The sequence below is a fragment of the Gilliamella sp. B14384G10 genome, assembly GCF_016101685.1.
Lineage (GTDB): Bacteria > Pseudomonadota > Gammaproteobacteria > Enterobacterales > Orbaceae > Gilliamella > Gilliamella apis_A.
The window spans coordinates 284,092-302,692 of record NZ_JACFQA010000001.1 but is presented as its reverse complement, the minus strand read 5'-3'; the positions used below and the strand labels follow the sequence as shown (position 1 = coordinate 302,692).

At 33.8% G+C, this 18,601-nt stretch carries 14 protein-coding genes and 1 riboswitch; of the genes, 9 read left to right on the top strand and 5 right to left on the bottom strand.

Annotated elements, in window-relative coordinates; translation table 11 throughout:
- Positions 1-32 precede the first annotated feature (32 nt).
- Positions 33-141, top strand: a riboswitch (TPP riboswitch).
- Positions 142-181: 40 nt separating this feature from the next.
- From thiB to dinB, 6 genes are all read left to right on the top strand, one after another.
- Positions 182-1,180: a thiamine ABC transporter substrate binding subunit gene (thiB, locus tag H3T54_RS01435; RefSeq protein ID WP_198220519.1), complete on the top strand. Its 999-nt coding sequence runs from the start codon at positions 182-184 to the stop codon at positions 1,178-1,180.
- A gap of 13 nt (positions 1,181-1,193) precedes the next feature.
- Complete coding sequence (thiP, locus tag H3T54_RS01430) at positions 1,194-2,774, top strand: thiamine/thiamine pyrophosphate ABC transporter permease (RefSeq protein WP_198220517.1); 1,581 nt, start codon at positions 1,194-1,196, stop codon at positions 2,772-2,774.
- Entirely contained in the window at positions 2,752-3,447 is a 696-nt protein-coding gene (thiQ, locus tag H3T54_RS01425; protein ID WP_198220515.1) for a thiamine ABC transporter ATP-binding protein ThiQ, read from the top strand. The genes thiP and thiQ overlap by 23 nt, the downstream gene beginning before the upstream one ends.
- Positions 3,448-3,926: 479 nt before the next feature.
- A complete protein-coding gene (locus tag H3T54_RS01420; protein ID WP_198220513.1) occupies positions 3,927-5,420 on the top strand; it encodes a hypothetical protein in 1,494 nt (497 codons plus the stop codon).
- Between the two features lie 1,233 nt (positions 5,421-6,653).
- The gene (cptA, locus tag H3T54_RS01415; protein WP_198220511.1) at positions 6,654-8,360 is read left to right on the top strand and encodes a phosphoethanolamine transferase CptA; all 1,707 of its coding nucleotides are present in this window, start codon (positions 6,654-6,656) and stop codon (positions 8,358-8,360) included.
- 80 nt (positions 8,361-8,440) lie between these two features.
- Positions 8,441-9,496: a DNA polymerase IV gene (gene dinB, locus H3T54_RS01410; protein WP_198200287.1), complete on the top strand. Its 1,056-nt coding sequence runs from the start codon at positions 8,441-8,443 to the stop codon at positions 9,494-9,496.
- A gap of 129 nt (positions 9,497-9,625) precedes the next feature.
- Here the strand turns inward: dinB and H3T54_RS01405 are convergent, their stop codons facing one another.
- Together H3T54_RS01405 and H3T54_RS01400 are read right to left on the bottom strand one after the other, a co-directional pair.
- Positions 9,626-11,062: a 6-phospho-beta-glucosidase gene (locus H3T54_RS01405; protein WP_198220509.1), complete on the bottom strand. Its 1,437-nt coding sequence runs from the start codon at positions 11,060-11,062 to the stop codon at positions 9,626-9,628.
- 13 nt (positions 11,063-11,075) lie between these two features.
- Complete coding sequence (locus H3T54_RS01400; protein WP_198220507.1) at positions 11,076-12,947, bottom strand: glucose PTS transporter subunit IIA; 1,872 nt, start codon at positions 12,945-12,947, stop codon at positions 11,076-11,078.
- 173 nt (positions 12,948-13,120) lie between these two features.
- Here H3T54_RS01400 and H3T54_RS01395 point away from each other — a divergent pair, with 173 nt between their 5' ends.
- A complete protein-coding gene (locus H3T54_RS01395; protein ID WP_110447591.1) occupies positions 13,121-13,825 on the top strand; it encodes a GntR family transcriptional regulator in 705 nt (234 codons plus the stop codon).
- An 86-nt stretch (positions 13,826-13,911) separates the two neighbouring features.
- On the opposite strand, the gene H3T54_RS01390 is transcribed toward H3T54_RS01395, so the two are convergent.
- From H3T54_RS01390 to rph, 3 genes are all read right to left on the bottom strand, one after another.
- A complete protein-coding gene (locus tag H3T54_RS01390) occupies positions 13,912-15,018 on the bottom strand; it encodes an SIMPL domain-containing protein (protein ID WP_110447592.1) in 1,107 nt (368 codons plus the stop codon).
- Between the two features lie 144 nt (positions 15,019-15,162).
- The gene (gene pyrE, locus H3T54_RS01385; RefSeq protein WP_086354000.1) at positions 15,163-15,810 is read right to left on the bottom strand and encodes an orotate phosphoribosyltransferase; all 648 of its coding nucleotides are present in this window, start codon (positions 15,808-15,810) and stop codon (positions 15,163-15,165) included.
- Positions 15,811-15,823: 13 nt separating this feature from the next.
- Entirely contained in the window at positions 15,824-16,540 is a 717-nt protein-coding gene (gene rph / locus H3T54_RS01380; RefSeq protein ID WP_198220505.1) for a ribonuclease PH, read from the bottom strand.
- 163 nt (positions 16,541-16,703) lie between these two features.
- Here rph and H3T54_RS01375 point away from each other — a divergent pair, with 163 nt between their 5' ends.
- Positions 16,704-17,570, top strand: a complete 867-nt coding sequence (locus H3T54_RS01375) for a YicC/YloC family endoribonuclease (RefSeq protein WP_110447593.1) — start codon at positions 16,704-16,706, stop codon at positions 17,568-17,570.
- Between the two features lie 11 nt (positions 17,571-17,581).
- Positions 17,582-18,469 (top strand): DMT family transporter, encoded by an 888-nt coding sequence (locus tag H3T54_RS01370; RefSeq protein WP_198220503.1) that lies wholly within the window; start codon positions 17,582-17,584, stop codon positions 18,467-18,469.
- Positions 18,470-18,601: the final 132 nt, after the last annotated feature.

The following is an 18,601-nucleotide window of genomic DNA, read 5'->3' as shown; positions in this document are numbered from 1 at the left end:
TACAATTCTATTTGCTATCACTAAACTACTCATCGTTCTCAACGGGGTGCCCTGAAGGGCTGAGAGTGTCAGAAAAACTGACATAACTCGTCGAACCTGAACTGGATAATGCCAGCGGAGGGATTTGAGTTATTATATCTGCTCAAACCTTTTGTCTTTTACACATTACTTTGGAGGCAAAATGTTTCGTAAAAACTTTTTACTATCTGTTATATTTTCATTTTTACTATTTAGTCATCTAGCTAATGCACAACAACCAACTCTAACCGTTTATAGTTACAATTCATTTATGTCACAGTGGGGGCCGGGTGAAACAATTAAAAAAGGCTTCGAAGCGCAATGTCATTGCCAACTTGATGTTGTCACATTGGGAGATGGCGTATCTGTTTTAAATCGCATTCGCCTCGAAGGCGACAAAACAAATGCTGATGTTATTTTAGGATTAGATAACAACCTATTAGCACAAGCCAAGCAAGCGGATATCTTAATTCCGCATCAAATTAGTAAACCCGATAATCTCAATACCGATTGGTGGGATGATAGTTTTATTCCTTATGATTTTGGCTATTTCGCTTTTATCTATAATCAAGATAAAATTAAAAATCCTCCTCATTCATTACATGAATTGATCGAAAACAAAGCTAATTGGAAAATCATTTATCAAGATCCAAGAACCAGTACTCCAGGATTAGGTTTTTTGTTTTGGATGAAAAAGGTCTATGGTGACGAGGTGGCAAATGCATGGCAACAAGTGGCTAAACATACGGTCACAGTAACCAAGGGTTGGAGTGAAGCTTATGGTATGTTCTTAAAAGATGAGGCTGATTTGGTATTAAGTTATAGCACATCGCCGATAGCACATATTATTAATGAAAATAATCATAGCTACGCAGCCGCGATTTTTGATGAAGGTCACTATCGCCAAGTCGAAGTGGCTGGCATCATTAAATATAGCCAAGAAGTCGATTTAGCTCGACAATTTTTACGTTACTTACTAACACCTGAGATACAACGGCAATTTGCTGAAAAAAATGTGATGTATCCAATTATTAAAACCGATCTACCCGATGCTTATAAGCAAATTAATATCATTGATAAATCGCTAGAATTTACACCGGAAGAGATTGAAAAACATCAAAAAGGCTGGATTCGTGAGTGGCAGTCAGCAATAAGTAAATAGTTAAGTATTATTAATGTTAAAATTCAGATCGTTATTACCAGGTATCAGTGCTGCTAGTTTAATTTTAATCATATTAAGTTCAGCACTTTTCGCTATCTGGAAATTTGCCTTGCAGTCAGGAAATTTAAGCATCTATTTTGATAGTTACATATTGCATATTATCTGGATAACTTTTTACCAAGCTGTATTGTCGACGTTATTATCACTAATCGCTGCTATATTAATGGCTAAAGCATTATCTTTAGTGGATTTTAAAGGTAAAAAGTTGTTATTGAAAATGATGCCTATTACCTTTATCTTACCAACACTAGTTGTTGTGACTGGTTTACTATCGGTTTACGGGCGACAAGGTTTATTATCAGATATCTGCCAAATATTACACATACCATTCTCATTTTCAATTTATGGTTTACAAGGCATTTTATTGGCGCATGTATTTCTGAATTTCCCTTATGCCTGCTGTCTATTTTATCAAACCTTACAAAGCGTACCTATTGAACAAAAACATTTAGCTGCGCAATTAAATTTTAGCAATGTAACTTTTTTTAAAATTATTGAATGGCCATTACTGCGTAGACAAATATTACCTATGGCGGCATTAATTTTTATGTTATGTTTTTCAAGTTTTTCCATTGTTTTAGCATTAGGTGGCGGGCCTAAATATACCACGCTTGAAGTTGCTATTTATCAAGCAATTCGTGATTTTGATCTGTTACAAGCAGCATTACTAGCCTGTTTACAACTAGTTTGTTGTATTGCCTTCATTGGATTAATGCAAAAGATAAACAGAATCGATAAAAAATTAACGGTAAACTTTACTCAAACAGACTATCGTTTACCTTTACCCAAAGGATTAAAAATGGTTAGTTCAGTGCTAATTTTGATCGGAGGATTATTTATACTGTTACCGATGCTGACAATTCTGTTTCAAGGTATCTATTTCTTTCAACTCTCATTGTTAACCTTCCCATTACAGCAAGCTTTACTTTTTTCAATCATTATTGCTTTTGGTTCATCAATTATTGCCATGATGCTGGGGTTACTATTACTTTGGACCAATAGTCGACTACTGATAAATAGACAACCTCGATTGAGTAATGGACTATTATTAATTGCATCACTCATTCTAGCCATACCAAGTATGGTATTGGCATCAGGATTATTTTTATTACTATTCGGCTATAGTAATAATGCCGTTTTTATCTGCTTATTAATGATGGTTTGTAATGGACTGATGGCTTTACCATTTATTATAAAAAATCTTGCCGTTCCAATGTATGATATTACCGCTCGATATTGGCGACTTACCCAATCACTGAATATTAATGGTTTAACTCACTTTTATTTAATTGATTTTAGAGGGTTAAGAAGAATCATATTAATGAGTTTTGCATTTGCTGGCATATTGTCATTGGGCGATTTTGGTGTAATTGCCTTATTTGGTGGGCAGTCAGTCACCACTTTACCTTATTATTTATATCAACAGATATCGCATTATCATTATAAAGAAAGTATAGTAACAGCAGCAATTTTATTAATTTTATCATTTAGCTTATTGGTTGTTATGGATTATGATCGAACTTCAAAAAACTGAGTATCAATATGATAACTTCAACATGCACTTTGTGCTTAATATTGCTGCTAAAGAAAGAGTGGTCATTGTTGGTCCAAGCGGTGCAGGCAAAAGTACATTACTCAGTTTAATTGCCGGGTTTATTTTTCCCAATGGTGGAAAAATCATTCTTAATCAGCAAAATGTTACTACAACTTTACCGGGTAAACGGCCGGTATCGATGCTATTCCAAAACAATAATTTATTTAGCCATCTTACCGTCGAACAAAATATAGCGTTAGGTATTAAACCATTATTAAAACTTAGCCGAGCAGAACAGACAATAATTGGTGACATATTAGTGCGTGTCGGATTAGAAGGCTTTAACCAACGTTATCCCGAACAACTTTCAGGAGGTCAACGGCAACGTGTTGCACTGGCACGCTGTTTAATACAACATCGTCCAATTTTACTCCTTGATGAACCATTTTCTGCGCTTGACCAAGCATTACGTTTTGAAATGCTAGCTCTTGTTAATCAAGTTTGTAGCGAATTCAACCTTACTTTAATGATGGTCTCGCATTATTTGGATGATTCTCTTCACCACTTCTCACGTTGCCTCGTTATTGATAATGGAAAAATTATTTTTAATGCAGCTCCAAATCAGCTTAATGAAAATCAAAAGATAGCGGAGTTATTAGGTATTGAAAGTTAGGATTTTAAGTTGAAAAAGTTGAGGAGAGTTTTTTAAATAATTAAAAACTGTGATTTAGCTGGTTATCTTACTAATAATATTTACAAAATTTAACAATTTAGCCTCAAAAAGTGGTTGCGAGTTTTTTTTATGTCTTTATAATTTTAAACAATTTTCAGTAGGATTATCGATCATTATTTAGTTAATTAAACTAACAATTGAAGATAAAATATCAAATTAAACATAAAGTTAATTGACAGGATGTCGAATATGCATTATAATTTTAAACACCAAACACCAAACACCAAACCTGCTCAACCTATAATTTAATTTCAGCTAATTACCTCAATTCAAGTTTACTTTTTCACGATAGTTTATCTTTTCACAGAAAATCCAAGTTAATATCTAGTCTTAGTCCATATCAATTTAGCCAAAGAACAAAAAAAACAAAACGCTGTTTAGTTCAGCCTTCACCTTGTAAAGGTTTCATAGCAAATACAATGCGTTGTATTTTTGCTTTAACAAATTCTTCATTATTATCCGTTTGTTTATCTCTGGTTAAACCGTTTATTTATATTTTATTTATTTTATGCTTTTTAGGCGTCAGTCAAAAAAGCCTAGCACTTACAGCACATAGTATAAATGTCATTATTGGTAATAAACCGAAAGTTGTTGATATTGACGGTGCATCAAAGAAGCATGGTTTTACTGTTAATGGTGTTTTATATAGTTCAAATACCAATAACCTAAGTGACACACAAATCAATCAGTTTGATGGTAATTTAACAATTAATGACTTTATTATTAAAGATTATGCAATGAATGATTTAGATGTGATGGCTAATTATGATGATACCGATGGTGATGGCATTCGCAATAATACTCCGTTCACCGTAGAAGAAACAAATTATAGCTGGTTTGATAATAAAGGGATAAAAATCGAAAATAATGAAAAAATAATTGGTTGTGGTAGTGGTATTTCCATGCCGTTAACTTTAACTATTACAACAAAAGTAAAAACCTATTCCGAATATGGTGTTCCTAATGAAAGCGAATATGTTGATATCACTCAAAAATATAAAATTATGGCTAAACCTGAAATCTGTTATGCTAAACCTTATGGAATGATACTGTATCCACAATATGTTTGGGGAAGTGTTAGACCAGTACCATATCAAGGAAGTCTTGATTGTCTTTTATCTGGTTATGCTGAGCATGAATTTGAATTATCTATGGATGAAAATTTTGTAGATCTTAGAGAGACAAGAGGTTGGAATTATGATAATAGCCGAGAAAGGGATAGCTATTGCGGTGGTGGTTATAATGCGAATGTTTTTGATCCAGTTAATGGTTTTAAAGTGTCAGCTTCTCCTCATTTCCCTACCACAGGCTTTCCAGGAGCAAAATTTCAATTAATTATGACAGGTCATCAAGATGATTTTGAATATACGTTTTCGGCAACGCCAAATGATAGTATTACGGTTGATAAACAAGGTTATGTTATGTTGATTAAAAAGCCGATAGGTCCTGTCACAATAACTGCAAAATTTAAACATGATGAACAAATTCCTGAACAAAATTATACTTTCAATTTAACCGGTATATGGGCTTTACCTCAGGGACAAATTGATAAAGTTTATACTTATCAGCAAGTCGTTAATATGTGCGGAGGGGAGTCTAAATTGCCTACTCGATCCGAAATGTCTAATTCGCCGAATGCCCCTGCTTCTTGGATTAAATATCCTTATAAATGGGATGCTTTTACACGTGATATAGGACAAGGACTTTTGAGTGAGTGGGGAATGACAAGCAAGGAAACTTATCCTGATTCAAATTGGTTCACACATTACTTTTGGTTTTACTCTAAAGACAAGTATCTAGGTCCTTATGGTGATAATAACCATCTATTTGATAGATTTGCCATTGATGCTTGGATTGGGCAAATAGGTGTTTGGGCCTACGCTCAACAACTAAGAGGCGTATGTATTCAATAAGAGAATAATATTAATAAAATACAATGTGGATGAATTTTGGTGATAATTCTCGTAGATGATTTTGATACATGGAGTGAAATACGTTATTAAACAGTCGGTTAAGTGTCTAATAGTTAATGCATTTTCGAAAATATTGATTTTAGTTAAAAGTACTTATCATTTGAAACTTTTATTTATAAATTATTCCTCATAAAACCATCTTTTTCGGATGGAGGTCGTTATTGGCGTCATATTGGTGGAGGATTATTTAGTGAATCGGGGATGTCAATTAAATATAGCTATCCCGATTCTGACTAGCCGGACAGTGGATTACTTTGGTTTTATACAAGAGATCAATATGCAGTATCATCAGATATAGCTGCAGGCTTATCTGATCGGTTTGCTGCTGACGCATGGATAGGACAAATACAAGTTTGGGAAAAAATCAGTCTTTACGAGCGGTCTACAAAGAATAAATACATATTTAACTTAATATTACTATTAGAAAGTTTTAGTATAATTGTTACAAATAAAAAGGGTAGTAATGAATTTTATTCAAAAATTAGAAGAACAATCACAATTTGAAGGTGTTTTATGATTTAAAGAAGGGGTGTTTTTACGTGCATATAATCAAGGCGTGTATATATTAACTGAATTGCTAGGTTATTCATTTAAAGTACGGGTAATAAAATTAAAAACACTTAAAAACAAATCGATAACGACCTGTGCATTTCCACTGAATACACTAGCCACTAGCAAAACGGCTATCTAACGTTAATATAACTGAATTTGGGGTAAGTTATCCGTATGCTTATAATCATGAAAGTTATAGTTTGTGGTTTCAGCGACATTGTCATGAAGAGATCTTTGCAAACGAAAAGGCTATAGCCAGCAGTGAGCCGTTGAAAACACGCGATCGGCGAGCGTCGGCGCTAGCGATTAAAAAATGCACTATAGAGAAAAATACAAACACTATCTATCTAAAATTAAATCAAAAACAAATTAATTATCTTTCAAATTAGCAACAAGGCTGTTATTCGCTTGAAGTAAATTATGCATTTATGCGAAGTTTAAAAAATAAGCTTAATTCTCGATCTAAAAATGGTGATATTGATTATTAACGTAAATCTAATCTATCCAAATTGTTTATATATTATTTAGCCACTTTTTCGGGGGCTTTTATTTGCACTTAAGGTTTTGTTAATCTGATTTTGTTAGTTTAGTTACCATTATTAATTGTGAATAATGGTAACTATGCAAAAGTTAGATAATTCTGTAGGCTTTAATTGGCGTTCATTGATCTATGTAATTTTATTTTTTTGTTACTTTTCTTCTAGTTTGCAACTCTATATTGCATTGTCTGGACATGCTAACTTTATTGGTTTACGTGATTCAATTATTTACAGTATGATTTGGTTAGTACCAGTATTATTTTTCCCTCGTTACACAAAAAAAATTGCTACTGTTTATGGCATTATAATTGGGGGATTATCATTAATTTCTATTGGTTATTTTATCATATATCGACAAGAGTTTTCACAGAGTGTCTTTTTTGTAATGGCTGAGTCCAATTACAATGAATCACATGAGTTTATCTCTCAATATTTAAGCATTAAGTTAGTTATAGTATTGCTGATCTATATTTCGCTTGGTTTTTTTCTATGGCTTAAAGTCAAACCTATTTATGTTAAAAATATGACTAAATGGTTAGTGTCGATAATCATTGTTATTTATGCATTAATGCCGCTGTGTATTAGTGTTGTAATAAAAAAAATGTCGTTTGAACAAGCAACTCAGCATTTTCTAACACGTATGGAAACAACAGTTCCGTGGCAATTAATCAATAGTTATTTAGCTTATCGTTCGCAACTTTCAAATATGGAGAATATCTTAAATCATCTGCAAACACTGCCTGAGTTTGAAAATTTAACGGATGCTAATGGTGATACGCCAAGAACATTAGTGTTAGTGATTGGTGAATCGACTACACGTAATCGTATGGGAATTTATGGTTATGAACGCAATACTACGCCGTTGATTGAACAATTTAAGCAAGATAATCCTGATTTTGTTGTGTTTAATGATGTGGTTTCATCAAGACCTTATACTATTGAAATATTACAGCAAGCCCTAACTTTGGCAGATGAACAAAATCCAGATTTATATCTTAGCAAACCATCTCTTATTCACCTTATGAAGCAAGCTGGTTATAAAACCTTTTGGATCACTAATCAACAGACGATGACAAAACGTAATACGATGTTGACTATGTTTTCTAAACAAGCTGATGAACAGTTTTATATGAATAACGATCGTAATCAAAGTTCACGACAATATGACTCATCGGTATTTGAACCATTTAAAAAAGTATTACATGATCCTGCTGAAAAGAAATTTATCGTCATTCACCTGCTTGGTACGCATATGAAATATGAATTGCGCTATCCTCAAAGTACTGATTATCAGCGTTTTAATAATAGATCAGATTTAGCATTTAAACTTGATGATGATAAGTTAAAAGTTTATAACAGTTATGATAATGCGATAACTTATAATGATTTTGTAACAACTAAATTATTTAATTTATTTAAAGATAGTCAGGAAAATGGTTTTATGTTGTATTTTTCTGATCATGGTGAAGATGTTTATCAGACCCCTCCGCATGATATTCTAGGTCGTAATGAAAAAGCGCCTACTAAGGTGATGTATACTGTACCATTCATGCTATGGCAGTCACCAAAATGGCTAGCTAGTCATCCTAATAACTATCAGTCCTATGTGAATAGAAAATTCAGTACTCAAGACTTGATTCACACTTGGTCTGATTTAGCTGGGCTTAGTTATAAATCCTATACTCCAGAAAAAAGTATAATAAATCCGAAATTTGAACAACCAATTCGTTGGATTGGCGATCCTCATGATAAAAAAGGCTTAACTGATTTTGATAAGTTAACTAAATAATAGTGAGTAATTTGCAGATAAAGTTAAGGTGTGATATTGTATATTTATACAGTTATTTTTTTAATGCTATTACACCTATTATGCGAAAAATTATTCATGTCGATATGGATTGTTTTTATGCCGCTGTCGAAATGAGAGACAATCCCCGTTATCGCAATATTCCTATTGCGGTAGGGGGTGATCCGCGTAAGCGAGGTGTGGTATCAACTGCAAATTACTTAGCTCGTCAATTTGGTGTCCATAGTGCTATGTCCATGGCACAGGCAATTAAGCTCTGTCCTAATCTTAAAGTTATCCCCGGTCGGCATGCTGTTTATAAAGAAGTTTCTAATCAAATTCAGCAAATCTTTAAACGATATACGCAAGCTATTGAAACTCTCTCCCTTGATGAAGCTTATCTCGATGTGACTGATTGTAAGCTTTTTCACGGCTCAGCTACTTTAATTGCTCAAGATATCCGTCAAGCGATATATAAAGAACTCGAACTCACCGCTTCGGCAGGTGTTGCTCCACTTAAGTTCTTAGCCAAAATAGCTTCTGACATGAATAAGCCTAACGGACAGTATGTAATTACACCTGAACAAGTAGGGAGTTTTATTGAGCAGTTACCGCTAAAAAAAATTCCTGGTGTGGGTAAAGTAACTGAGAAAAAGCTAACTGAATTGGGATTATATACTTGTAAGGATGTGGTCAATTATGACCTAACAAAATTGCTTAATCAGTTTGGTAAGTTTGGTCGAATTTTATATGAACGTTGTCAAGGTATAGATGAACGTGAAGTTTGTAATGACAGACAACGTAAATCCGTAGGTGTAGAGCGTACTTTAGTTGATGATATTCATAGTTGGGATGAGTGTTTAGCTCAATTTGAACCGTTATTTGATGAACTCGAAAAAAGATTAAGCAAAGTTCGTGCTGATTTATCGATTGCAAGGCAAGGTGTCAAATTTAAATTTGATGATTTTCAACTGACAACCCAAGAGCATGTATGGTCAAAATTGGATAAGGATGATCTGATTGAACAGGCTTATAAAGTGTGGTCAGAAAGACGAAATAATCGAGGTGTAAGATTAATTGGTTTTCATGTCACTTTAATTGATCCTCAAGTTGAAAAACAGCTAATTTTTCAATTTTGATTGCTAACTGACGATTAAATAGTAATTTTTTACTGTTAGATCATGGTGAGATTTATTAATGATAAAGGATCTGATTTAATTTTGATAAATCAGATCCTTGATTGTTATTTTAAATATATAGCTAAATGATTATTTTAAATTTTGACCATTAGTCTTAATCACATTTTTATACCATTCAAATGATTCTTTTTTATAGCGTTTCATACTGCCGTTACCTTCATTGTCACGATCAACATAAATTACGCCATAACGTTTTTTCATTTCACCAGTAGTGAAAGATACTACGTCGATAATTCCCCAAGCTGTATAACCAATCACATCAACACCATCGTAATCCATTGCTTTTTGCATCGCTTTGATATGAGCGCCAAGGTATTCAATACGTGGTTTATCATGAATTTGGTTATCATGTTCTAGTTCATCTATCGCACCAAAACCATTTTCAACAATGAATAGTGGTAATTGATAACGATCATATAAACGGTTAAGAGTATAACGCAATCCTTCCGGATCGATTGGCCAACCCCAGTCACTGCTTTTAATATATGGATTTTCTACCGCATTTGGTAGCGCACCATTAACAATATTGTCACGATGTTCATTTTTAGCATCAGCTTTTACCACTGTTGACATGTAATAACTAAAGCCAATGTAGTCAACTGTTCCTTGTTTCAAACAGGCTAAATCATCTTCAGTGATATCGAGTTTGTAACCTTCTCGTTCAAACTCTTTTAATGCATAAGCAGGGTAATAACCACGTACATGTACATCAGGGAAGAAGAAGCGTTGATGCATAGCAATTTCTGATGCCATCATATCTTCAGGATTACAAGAATATGGATAGATTGGCACATGCGAAATCATACAACCAATTTCAAAATCAGGATTAATTTTCTTACCAGCAATCACTGCTTTAGCACTGGCTAACAATTCATAGTGAGCCACTTGATAAAGTACTTCTTGTGGATTTTCACCAGGTTTAACTTGCACACCTGAATTAGTCCAAAAGAAGATTGGATTACTGGTGTCCATTTGATTATTAATTTCGTTGAACGTCATCCAATATTTGACTTTATTTTTGTAGCGCTCAAAACAACTAATTGCGAAACGTTCGAAAAACTCAACGGTTTTGCGATTTCTAAATCCACCATAATGACGAGCAATATGTAATGGAATTTCAAAGTGTGAAAGGGTGATAACCGGTTCAATTCCATTAGCAATAAGTTCATCAAACACATCATCATAAAACTGTAGGCCAGCTTCATTTGGTTCTAACTCATCACCATTAGGAAAGATTCGTGTCCAAGCAATTGAAGTACGTAAACATTTCAAACCTAATTCAGCAAATAACTTAATATCCTCTTTATAATGATGATAAAAATCAATCGCGGTATGATTTGGATAAAATTTACCAGCTTCGATATCTTGAGTGATTTGTCTTGCAACGCCATGAGCACCAGCGGTCATGACATCAACCACGCTTGGTCCTTTTCCTCCTTCATTCCAACCGCCTTCAAATTGGTGAGCAGCTAATGCGCCACCCCATAAAAATGGTTTCTTAGTCATTTTTGGTTCCTTGTTATTGCTTAATTTCGAATATGATATCGTCAAGATTTACGTCTTTATTTTCAGTTAATGTGATCAATTGGTACTGATCAGTATTAACAATAATAATTGGTGTGATTAATGGGTAACCAGCTTGTTTAATTGCTTGTGGATCAAAGCTAATTAATAAATCACCCGTTTTAACTTGTTGTCCCATACTCACATGGTAACTAAATTCATTGTTAGTCAGATTAACAGTGTCAATACCAACGTGAATTAATAATTCTACGCCATTATCTAAAGTTAAACCGATAGCATGTTTTGAACTTTCAAAAACGGCAGTCACTTTACCATTATAAGGTGCATAAACATTGTTCTCAGTTGGTTCTATAGCAATACCTTCACCCATCAATTTCTGAGCAAATGCTGGATCTGGTACTTCACTCAGAGGTAATGCTTTACCGATCATGGGACTAGTAATATTGATTTTATCAAGAACAATTTTTGGCGTATCATTTTCAATTTTTTCATTATTTTGGTTATTTTCATTGGTACCAAAAATTTGTATAAGAATAACTGGTCCAAATAACGCAATTAAGGAACCAATGGATACACCGATTACTGAATTATAATGTTCTGGATTAATCGTATTAACAATAGTTAATGGACCGGCTAATGGGGCATAAGCGTAGAAGTAAGGTGTAAAGAAACCTGCGACAATACCACCAATTGATGCACACGCACAACCATAAATAAATGGTTTTTTGAAGCGTAAGTTAACCCCATAAATTGCTGGTTCAGTAATACCAAATAGACCAGTTACAAATGCTGATATTGATACCCCTTTCATCTCGGAAGAACGTGTTTTGATATAGAATCCAAGTGCCGCACCAACTTGACCGATTACGGCAATAGTTTGATAAGCTTGGAATGAATCTTGACCATGTAGCTTCATGTTTTCTAAAACTATTGGAGTTATTCCCCAATGGACGCCGAATATAACAAGTACTTGCCAAAATGCCCCGATAATAGCACCAGCTAACCATGGAGCAAAATCAACTAAATAGTTGTATCCGATTGATATATAGCGTGCAGCCTCAGCAGTAAGAGGTCCAACTACTAGTAATGTTAGTGGTACCATGATAACTAAACAGATGAATGGCATGAACAATGGTTTAATAATGCTGTGTAAGAGCGGTTCTAAGAAACGCTCTAAATGAGAGAGTATCCAGACTAAAAACAGTGGTGGTAATACGGTTGACATATAAGTGGTTTCAGACAACGGTAAACCAAATAAATCAAATGTTCCACCTTCTTTAATAAATTTTGCTATCTCTGCCCAGGTCGGTGAAAGCAGCGCAGCACAACACGCTACCGCAATATAGATATTACAACGGAAATGTTGCGATGCGGTAATGGCAATAAATATAGGTAAAAAAGTGAATGGAGCCCAAGAGATAAAACTAAATACTTGACAAGTGCTCGTTTTATCAAAACCGGGGAAGGCCAGATTAATTAAAATCAAGATCCCTTGTAATATCCCTGCACCAGCTAATACATAAACAAATGGAGCAAAAACGGCTGACATAGTGGCAATAACACGGTTTAAAATGCTACTTTTACTATTTACATCTACTTTATTATCACTTTTCAGTAATTGGGTAAAGGCATTATAAACTTTATCTACATTAGTACCGATAACAATTTGAATTTGTCCACCTTTTTCAACTACCGTGATAACACCCGAAAAACTGGCAATTTTTTCTTTGGCATTTTCGGGGGTAGATTGCGTCACGACACGTAAGCGAGTTGCACAACGTGCAACAGAAACAATATTATTTTCACCGCCTAACTCATTTAAAATATCAACGGCCAATTTATTATAATCTCTAATTTTGGATGACATTAACTAAGCTCCTTTTCATAGAATAGTGAGCTTATATTATCCTTAAATGAAAAATTGTTAATGACCAATTTTATTGTTTGTGATCTAGATCCCGTTTTCTCGCAATTTTGATTTAATAATTAATTTACAGGTATAAAATAAAAACTATTTATAACAATAATAAAGAATAACAAATGTTAAAATATCAAGATGTAGCCAAAAAAATCCAGCAAGCGATTTATCAGCAAAATTTGCCTAAAGGTACGCAGTTGCCTAATATCGAAGGTTTAATTCAGCAATATCAAGTCAGTCGAACCACTATTATTAAGGCACTAAATCGTCTTGAAAGACATGGCGTAATTTATCAAATCCAAGGTAGTGGTATTTTTGTTCGGCAACCCAAAAAACAAGGTTATCTAAATTTTTTAGAAAGTCATGGGTTTAGTGTCGATCTCAATGATTTACCTGGCTCATCGCAAGTATTTAATGTTGATGTTATGCAACCTAATGTCAAAGTTAAAGAATACCTCCAGTGTGAAGATGATGAGTATGTTTATTATATAAAACGGTTGCGTTTGGTTGAAGGTAAAGTATATGGCTTTGAACAATCTTATTATCGAAAAAAAATTGTTTCTTATTTAAATAAAGAAATTGCTGAAAACTCAATTTTTAGTTATGTAAAAGATATTTGTAAGGTCAATATCGGTTTTTCAGACAAATATTTTAAAGCTATAAAATTAGATGAAGATATCGCGCCTTATTTAGGTTTAAATGCTGGCGATCCTGCTCTATGTGTTGAAGAAATCTTTTATACTTCTTCTGGTGAACCTTTCGATTTTTCACAAATTATCTATCATTACGATAATGCGAAATTCTTCGTTCAAAGTCATTCAAAATAGTCTGCAAGATTTCATTTAGTTAATAAATTATTAACCAAATGAAATCTAATCAATCTAAAGTACTTTATATATAAACTTACATCAAATTAGTTTTGCTCGACCTTTTTAAGAGTTTCGAATGAGCCTGATAAGGTTAGGGTGATTTCATATTCAGGTGGTGTATAAATATCAACATTACTATAGTTCTTCATTGAAACCATTTTGAACATCATTTGATCACTACTAGAGTTATTTCTTTCATAAATTGCTTCAGGATATCTTGATTGAATTTCAAGTGAAATAGGTGCACCAACGACATATTGTTTAGCCATTAAACGTTGAACTTTAGTAGTTAATTGGTTTAATAAAAGAGTTTCATGCTCTTTTACTGCAGTTTGAATGGCTTCTGGTGATACGCTATAAGAGATGTCATTATTGACTTTCATTTTTAACTCTTGTGCTTTGGCAATAATCTTACCGATAAGATCGAGTCTATTTATTTTTATTTTTAAAGTGTTATTAACAAAATAACGTTGCTCATTAATTTTGTCTGTATCAATTTGTCTGACAAACGAGCTCTTAATTGAAACATTTGTTAAACCAATATTTTTTAAATCATTCGCGATATTAGTATATTTTTGGTATAGATCTTCTTTTGCTTTACTTTCACTATTAGCGACTGCAGTAATTTGGAATAGATAATAGTTAGTTAACTTCTCTTCTTCAAGCTGAGAAATATCATTTATATTATATTTATCAAGGGCTTTATTTAGATTGATAAAACTGTCATTATCATCAATAGTTAATACAATATTAAGAAACGCTTGATAATGGTTATCTTCTTGATTGTTTTCTTTTGCAATTGTTTTAACTCTGTTTTTGTAGTCTATGGTGACTAAATTATCATCGGTGATATTAAGTGTGTTTAGGTAATTTTTTAATTTCTTCATTGTCTCAACGTTAAGATCTGAAGCTTCAGTAGGTGTTGCACCTTCTGTTTCTAAAGTAATAGAAAATTCAACTGTATCAGGTTTTAATTTAATGCTATCAATAATACTTGAATTAATTTGCCCCACAGGAATGAGATCTTTTCCATATTTTAATTGTTGCAGTTCTAAATAAGAGTTACTGACGTTTAACTCGTTATAGTTTGCCTGAGATGGAAATATGGTGCTTATATTGAGTAACAAAATTAATATAAATGTTTTTTTCATTTTATTTCCTTAATTCAGTCTAGAGAAATGGGCTTAAGTAAATTAATGTAGAAAGATAAGACAAATTATAATTAATTTAATTGAAAAGTTGTCAAATAATTGTAAAAACTTGCAAATATAAAAAAAGCGTCTTACGACGCTTGGTTATTTAATGCCATATTCAGAACGATATGCTTCGACTTGGACTACTTGGTCTTTACGTGATGGATCACGATAAAGATATTGGATCAAATCATCTAAAGTGATAATCGAAATTACGTCACAACTATAAGTTTGTTTGATTTCTTGAATAGCGGATAATTCACCTCTACCTTTTTCTTGACGATCAAGACAGATTAATACGCCAGCAAGTTTAGATTGATTATCTTCTAAAATTCGCATTGATTCACGAATTGCAGTACCAGCGGTAATTACATCATCAACTAACATGACGCGTTGTTGATAAATAGAACTACCAACTAAATTACCACCTTCACCATGATCTTTAGCTTCTTTTCGGTTAAAGCAATAAGGTACATCAACATTGTGGTGCTCGGATAAAGCCACAACTGTAGATGAGACAATTGGGATACCTTTATAGGCAGGACCAAAGATGACATCATATTTTAAATTTGCATCCATTAATGCAGCGGCATAAAAACGACCTAATAACGCCAAATCCTTTCCGGTATTAAATAGTCCTGCATTAAAAAAATAGGGACTTTTCCGTCCTGATTTTAAGGTAAACTCACCAAATTTTAATGCTTGCCTATCTAAAGCAAATTCTATAAATTCACTCTTATATGATTTCATCGATCCTCTCCAATTAATCTTTTAAAGCTTGTTTTTGTGCTTCTATAATGGTTGTAATGCCATTTTTTGCCAGTTCTAATAAAGTTAATAATTCTTCATGACTAAATGGTTCACCTTCGGCAGTACCTTGAACTTCAATGATACGACCATCATCAGTCATTACCACATTCATATCGGTTTCGGCATTAGAATCTTCAATATATTCTAAGTCGCATACCGCTTCACTATTAACAATGCCTACCGATACGGCAGCCACTAAAGATTTAATTGGGTTTTGCTTGATTTTACCACTTGCTAACATCATGTTTATTGCGTCAACTAATGCCACACTAGCACCAGTTATTGATGCTGTTCTAGTGCCTCCATCAGCTTGGATAACATCACAGTCTAATGTAATGGTATATTCCCCTAATAATTTTAGATCAATCATTGCGCGTAATGAACGGGCAATAAGGCGTTGGATTTCCATCGTACGGCCTGTTTGTTTTCCTTTTGCCGCTTCACGTTGAGTTCTTGAATTGGTTGCTCGAGGCAACATACCATATTCAGCGGTTACCCAACCTTGATTTTGACCTTTTAAAAAGCGAGGTACAGATTCTTCAATTGTTGCATTACAAAGTACTTTTGTTTCACCAAACTCGACTAATACAGAACCTTCTGCATGCTTAGTGTAATGACGGGTTATTTTGATTGGGCGGACTTGTTCCGCGGATCGACCAGACGGGCGCATGCAATTCTCCAGCAGTTTTATTTTAAAATTTATCTTTGAACTTATTAAATCATTTAGGAGGACATCAACAAGAAAGCGTTGATGTTTAGCCTAAGCTAAGAGCACATTATACAGAATTTGTGATACAATGCCCAGCAAGTTTTTTATAAATTTAGGACCTATTATGATTTCTAGTATGACCGCATATGCGCGAAAAGAGTTGAACCAATCATGGGGTAGTGCTTCTTGGGAGTTACGTTCGGTCAATCAACGCTACTTAGAAACCTATATTCGTTTACCCGAACAGTTTCGCTCTCTTGAGCCAATTATTCGTGAACGACTTCGAGCACGATTAACGCGCGGAAAAGTCGAATGTAATTTACGTTTCGAATTAGATCCAGCAGCACAACATCAAGAATTGTCATTAAACATTGAACTTGCTAAACAAATATTAGCTGCTGGTGACTGGATAAAACGTGAGTATCAAACGGGACAAATAAATCCGCTTGATGTTTTACGTTGGCCTGGTGTCATGTCAAGTAAAGAACAAAATTTGGATACTATTTCGCAAGAAATTTTGGCTTTACTTGAAACCGCTATTGATGAGTTTATCGCCGTTCGGGAGCGTGAAGGTAAAGCGCTTTGTGAATTAATTACTCAACGCTTACAAGCGATAACCGTGGAAGTTGATAAAATTCGTACTTGGATGCCGCAGATTTTAGAATGGCAAAAAGAACGATTAAAAAGTAAGCTTGAAGAAGCTAATATTGATCTTGATAATTCACGTTTAGAACAAGAAATTGTTATGGTTGCCCAAAAAATTGATGTCGCTGAAGAACTAGATCGGTTAATGACGCATGTTAACGAAACATATTCGATCTTAAAGAAAAATGAGGCAGTAGGTCGTCGACTCGATTTTATGATGCAAGAGTTCAACCGTGAATCTAATACTATTGCTTCAAAATCAATTAATGCTGATGTAACCGCTAGCGCGATTGAACTCAAAGTGTTGATTGAGCAAATCCGCGAGCAAGTACAAAATATCGAATAATTTACTTGTTGATGAATAAGTATCTCGGTATTTTTGCGGTTATTTTGGCATCGCTATTATGGGGCACAACTGGCACAGCAGCCACTTTTGCTCCTACTTTATCTCCTTTATTTGTTGGTTCATTCGCAATGGGCATTGGGGGGATATTGCAATGCGGATTAGCTATTTATAATATCAAGCAAAACCACTCATCATTAACAACTCATAGCCGTTTTTTAATTGTAGGTGCCTTAGCCGTGGCTATCTATCCTTTGGCATTTTATTCATCGATGCGTTTATCGGGTGTTACTATCGGTACGGTTGTTTCAATAGGATCAGCGCCAATCTTATCAGCTATAATTGAATATATTAGTCGTGATTTCCAAGTGACAAAACAATGGGTTATTGGTGCTTTATTGGGTATTATCGGCATGACTATGTTAGCATTTTCTGAAAATGCTTCGACCACAGTTGAATATAATCATGTTGGTTTGGGAATTTTATTAGGACTTATTGCTGGTTTTACTTATGCTCTTTACTCATGGTCAGCACGACAATTAATGTTAAAAGGTATAGATAGCAAAGCGGCCATGGGTGCTACATTTGGTTGTGGCGGTTTATTACTGATTCCAGTGATGCTAATAACGGGAACGACATTTTTTGCAGCATGGAATAATATTGCAGTTGGCTGTTATATGGCATTGATTCCAATGTTTTTAGGATATCTATGCTATGGATATGGATTATCGAAAATATCTGCCAGTTTAGCAACTACTATTAGTCTATTGGAACCGGTTATTGCTGCAATTCTCGCTATGATAATTGTTGGCGAATCGCTGTCATTAATAGCTTGGATTGGTATGTTATTTATCTTTGTCTGTTTGATTATAGTTACATTATCAAGCGTAATTAATAATTAAAAACGATATTATTAATTGAATTTAATTGAACGATTGAATTATTGAACTAAAGACAATAATTTCACTAATCTGATCATTGATTTGCTGGTAACTAAGAATAGATTAATTTTCTAATTTGACTGTCTTGTATTC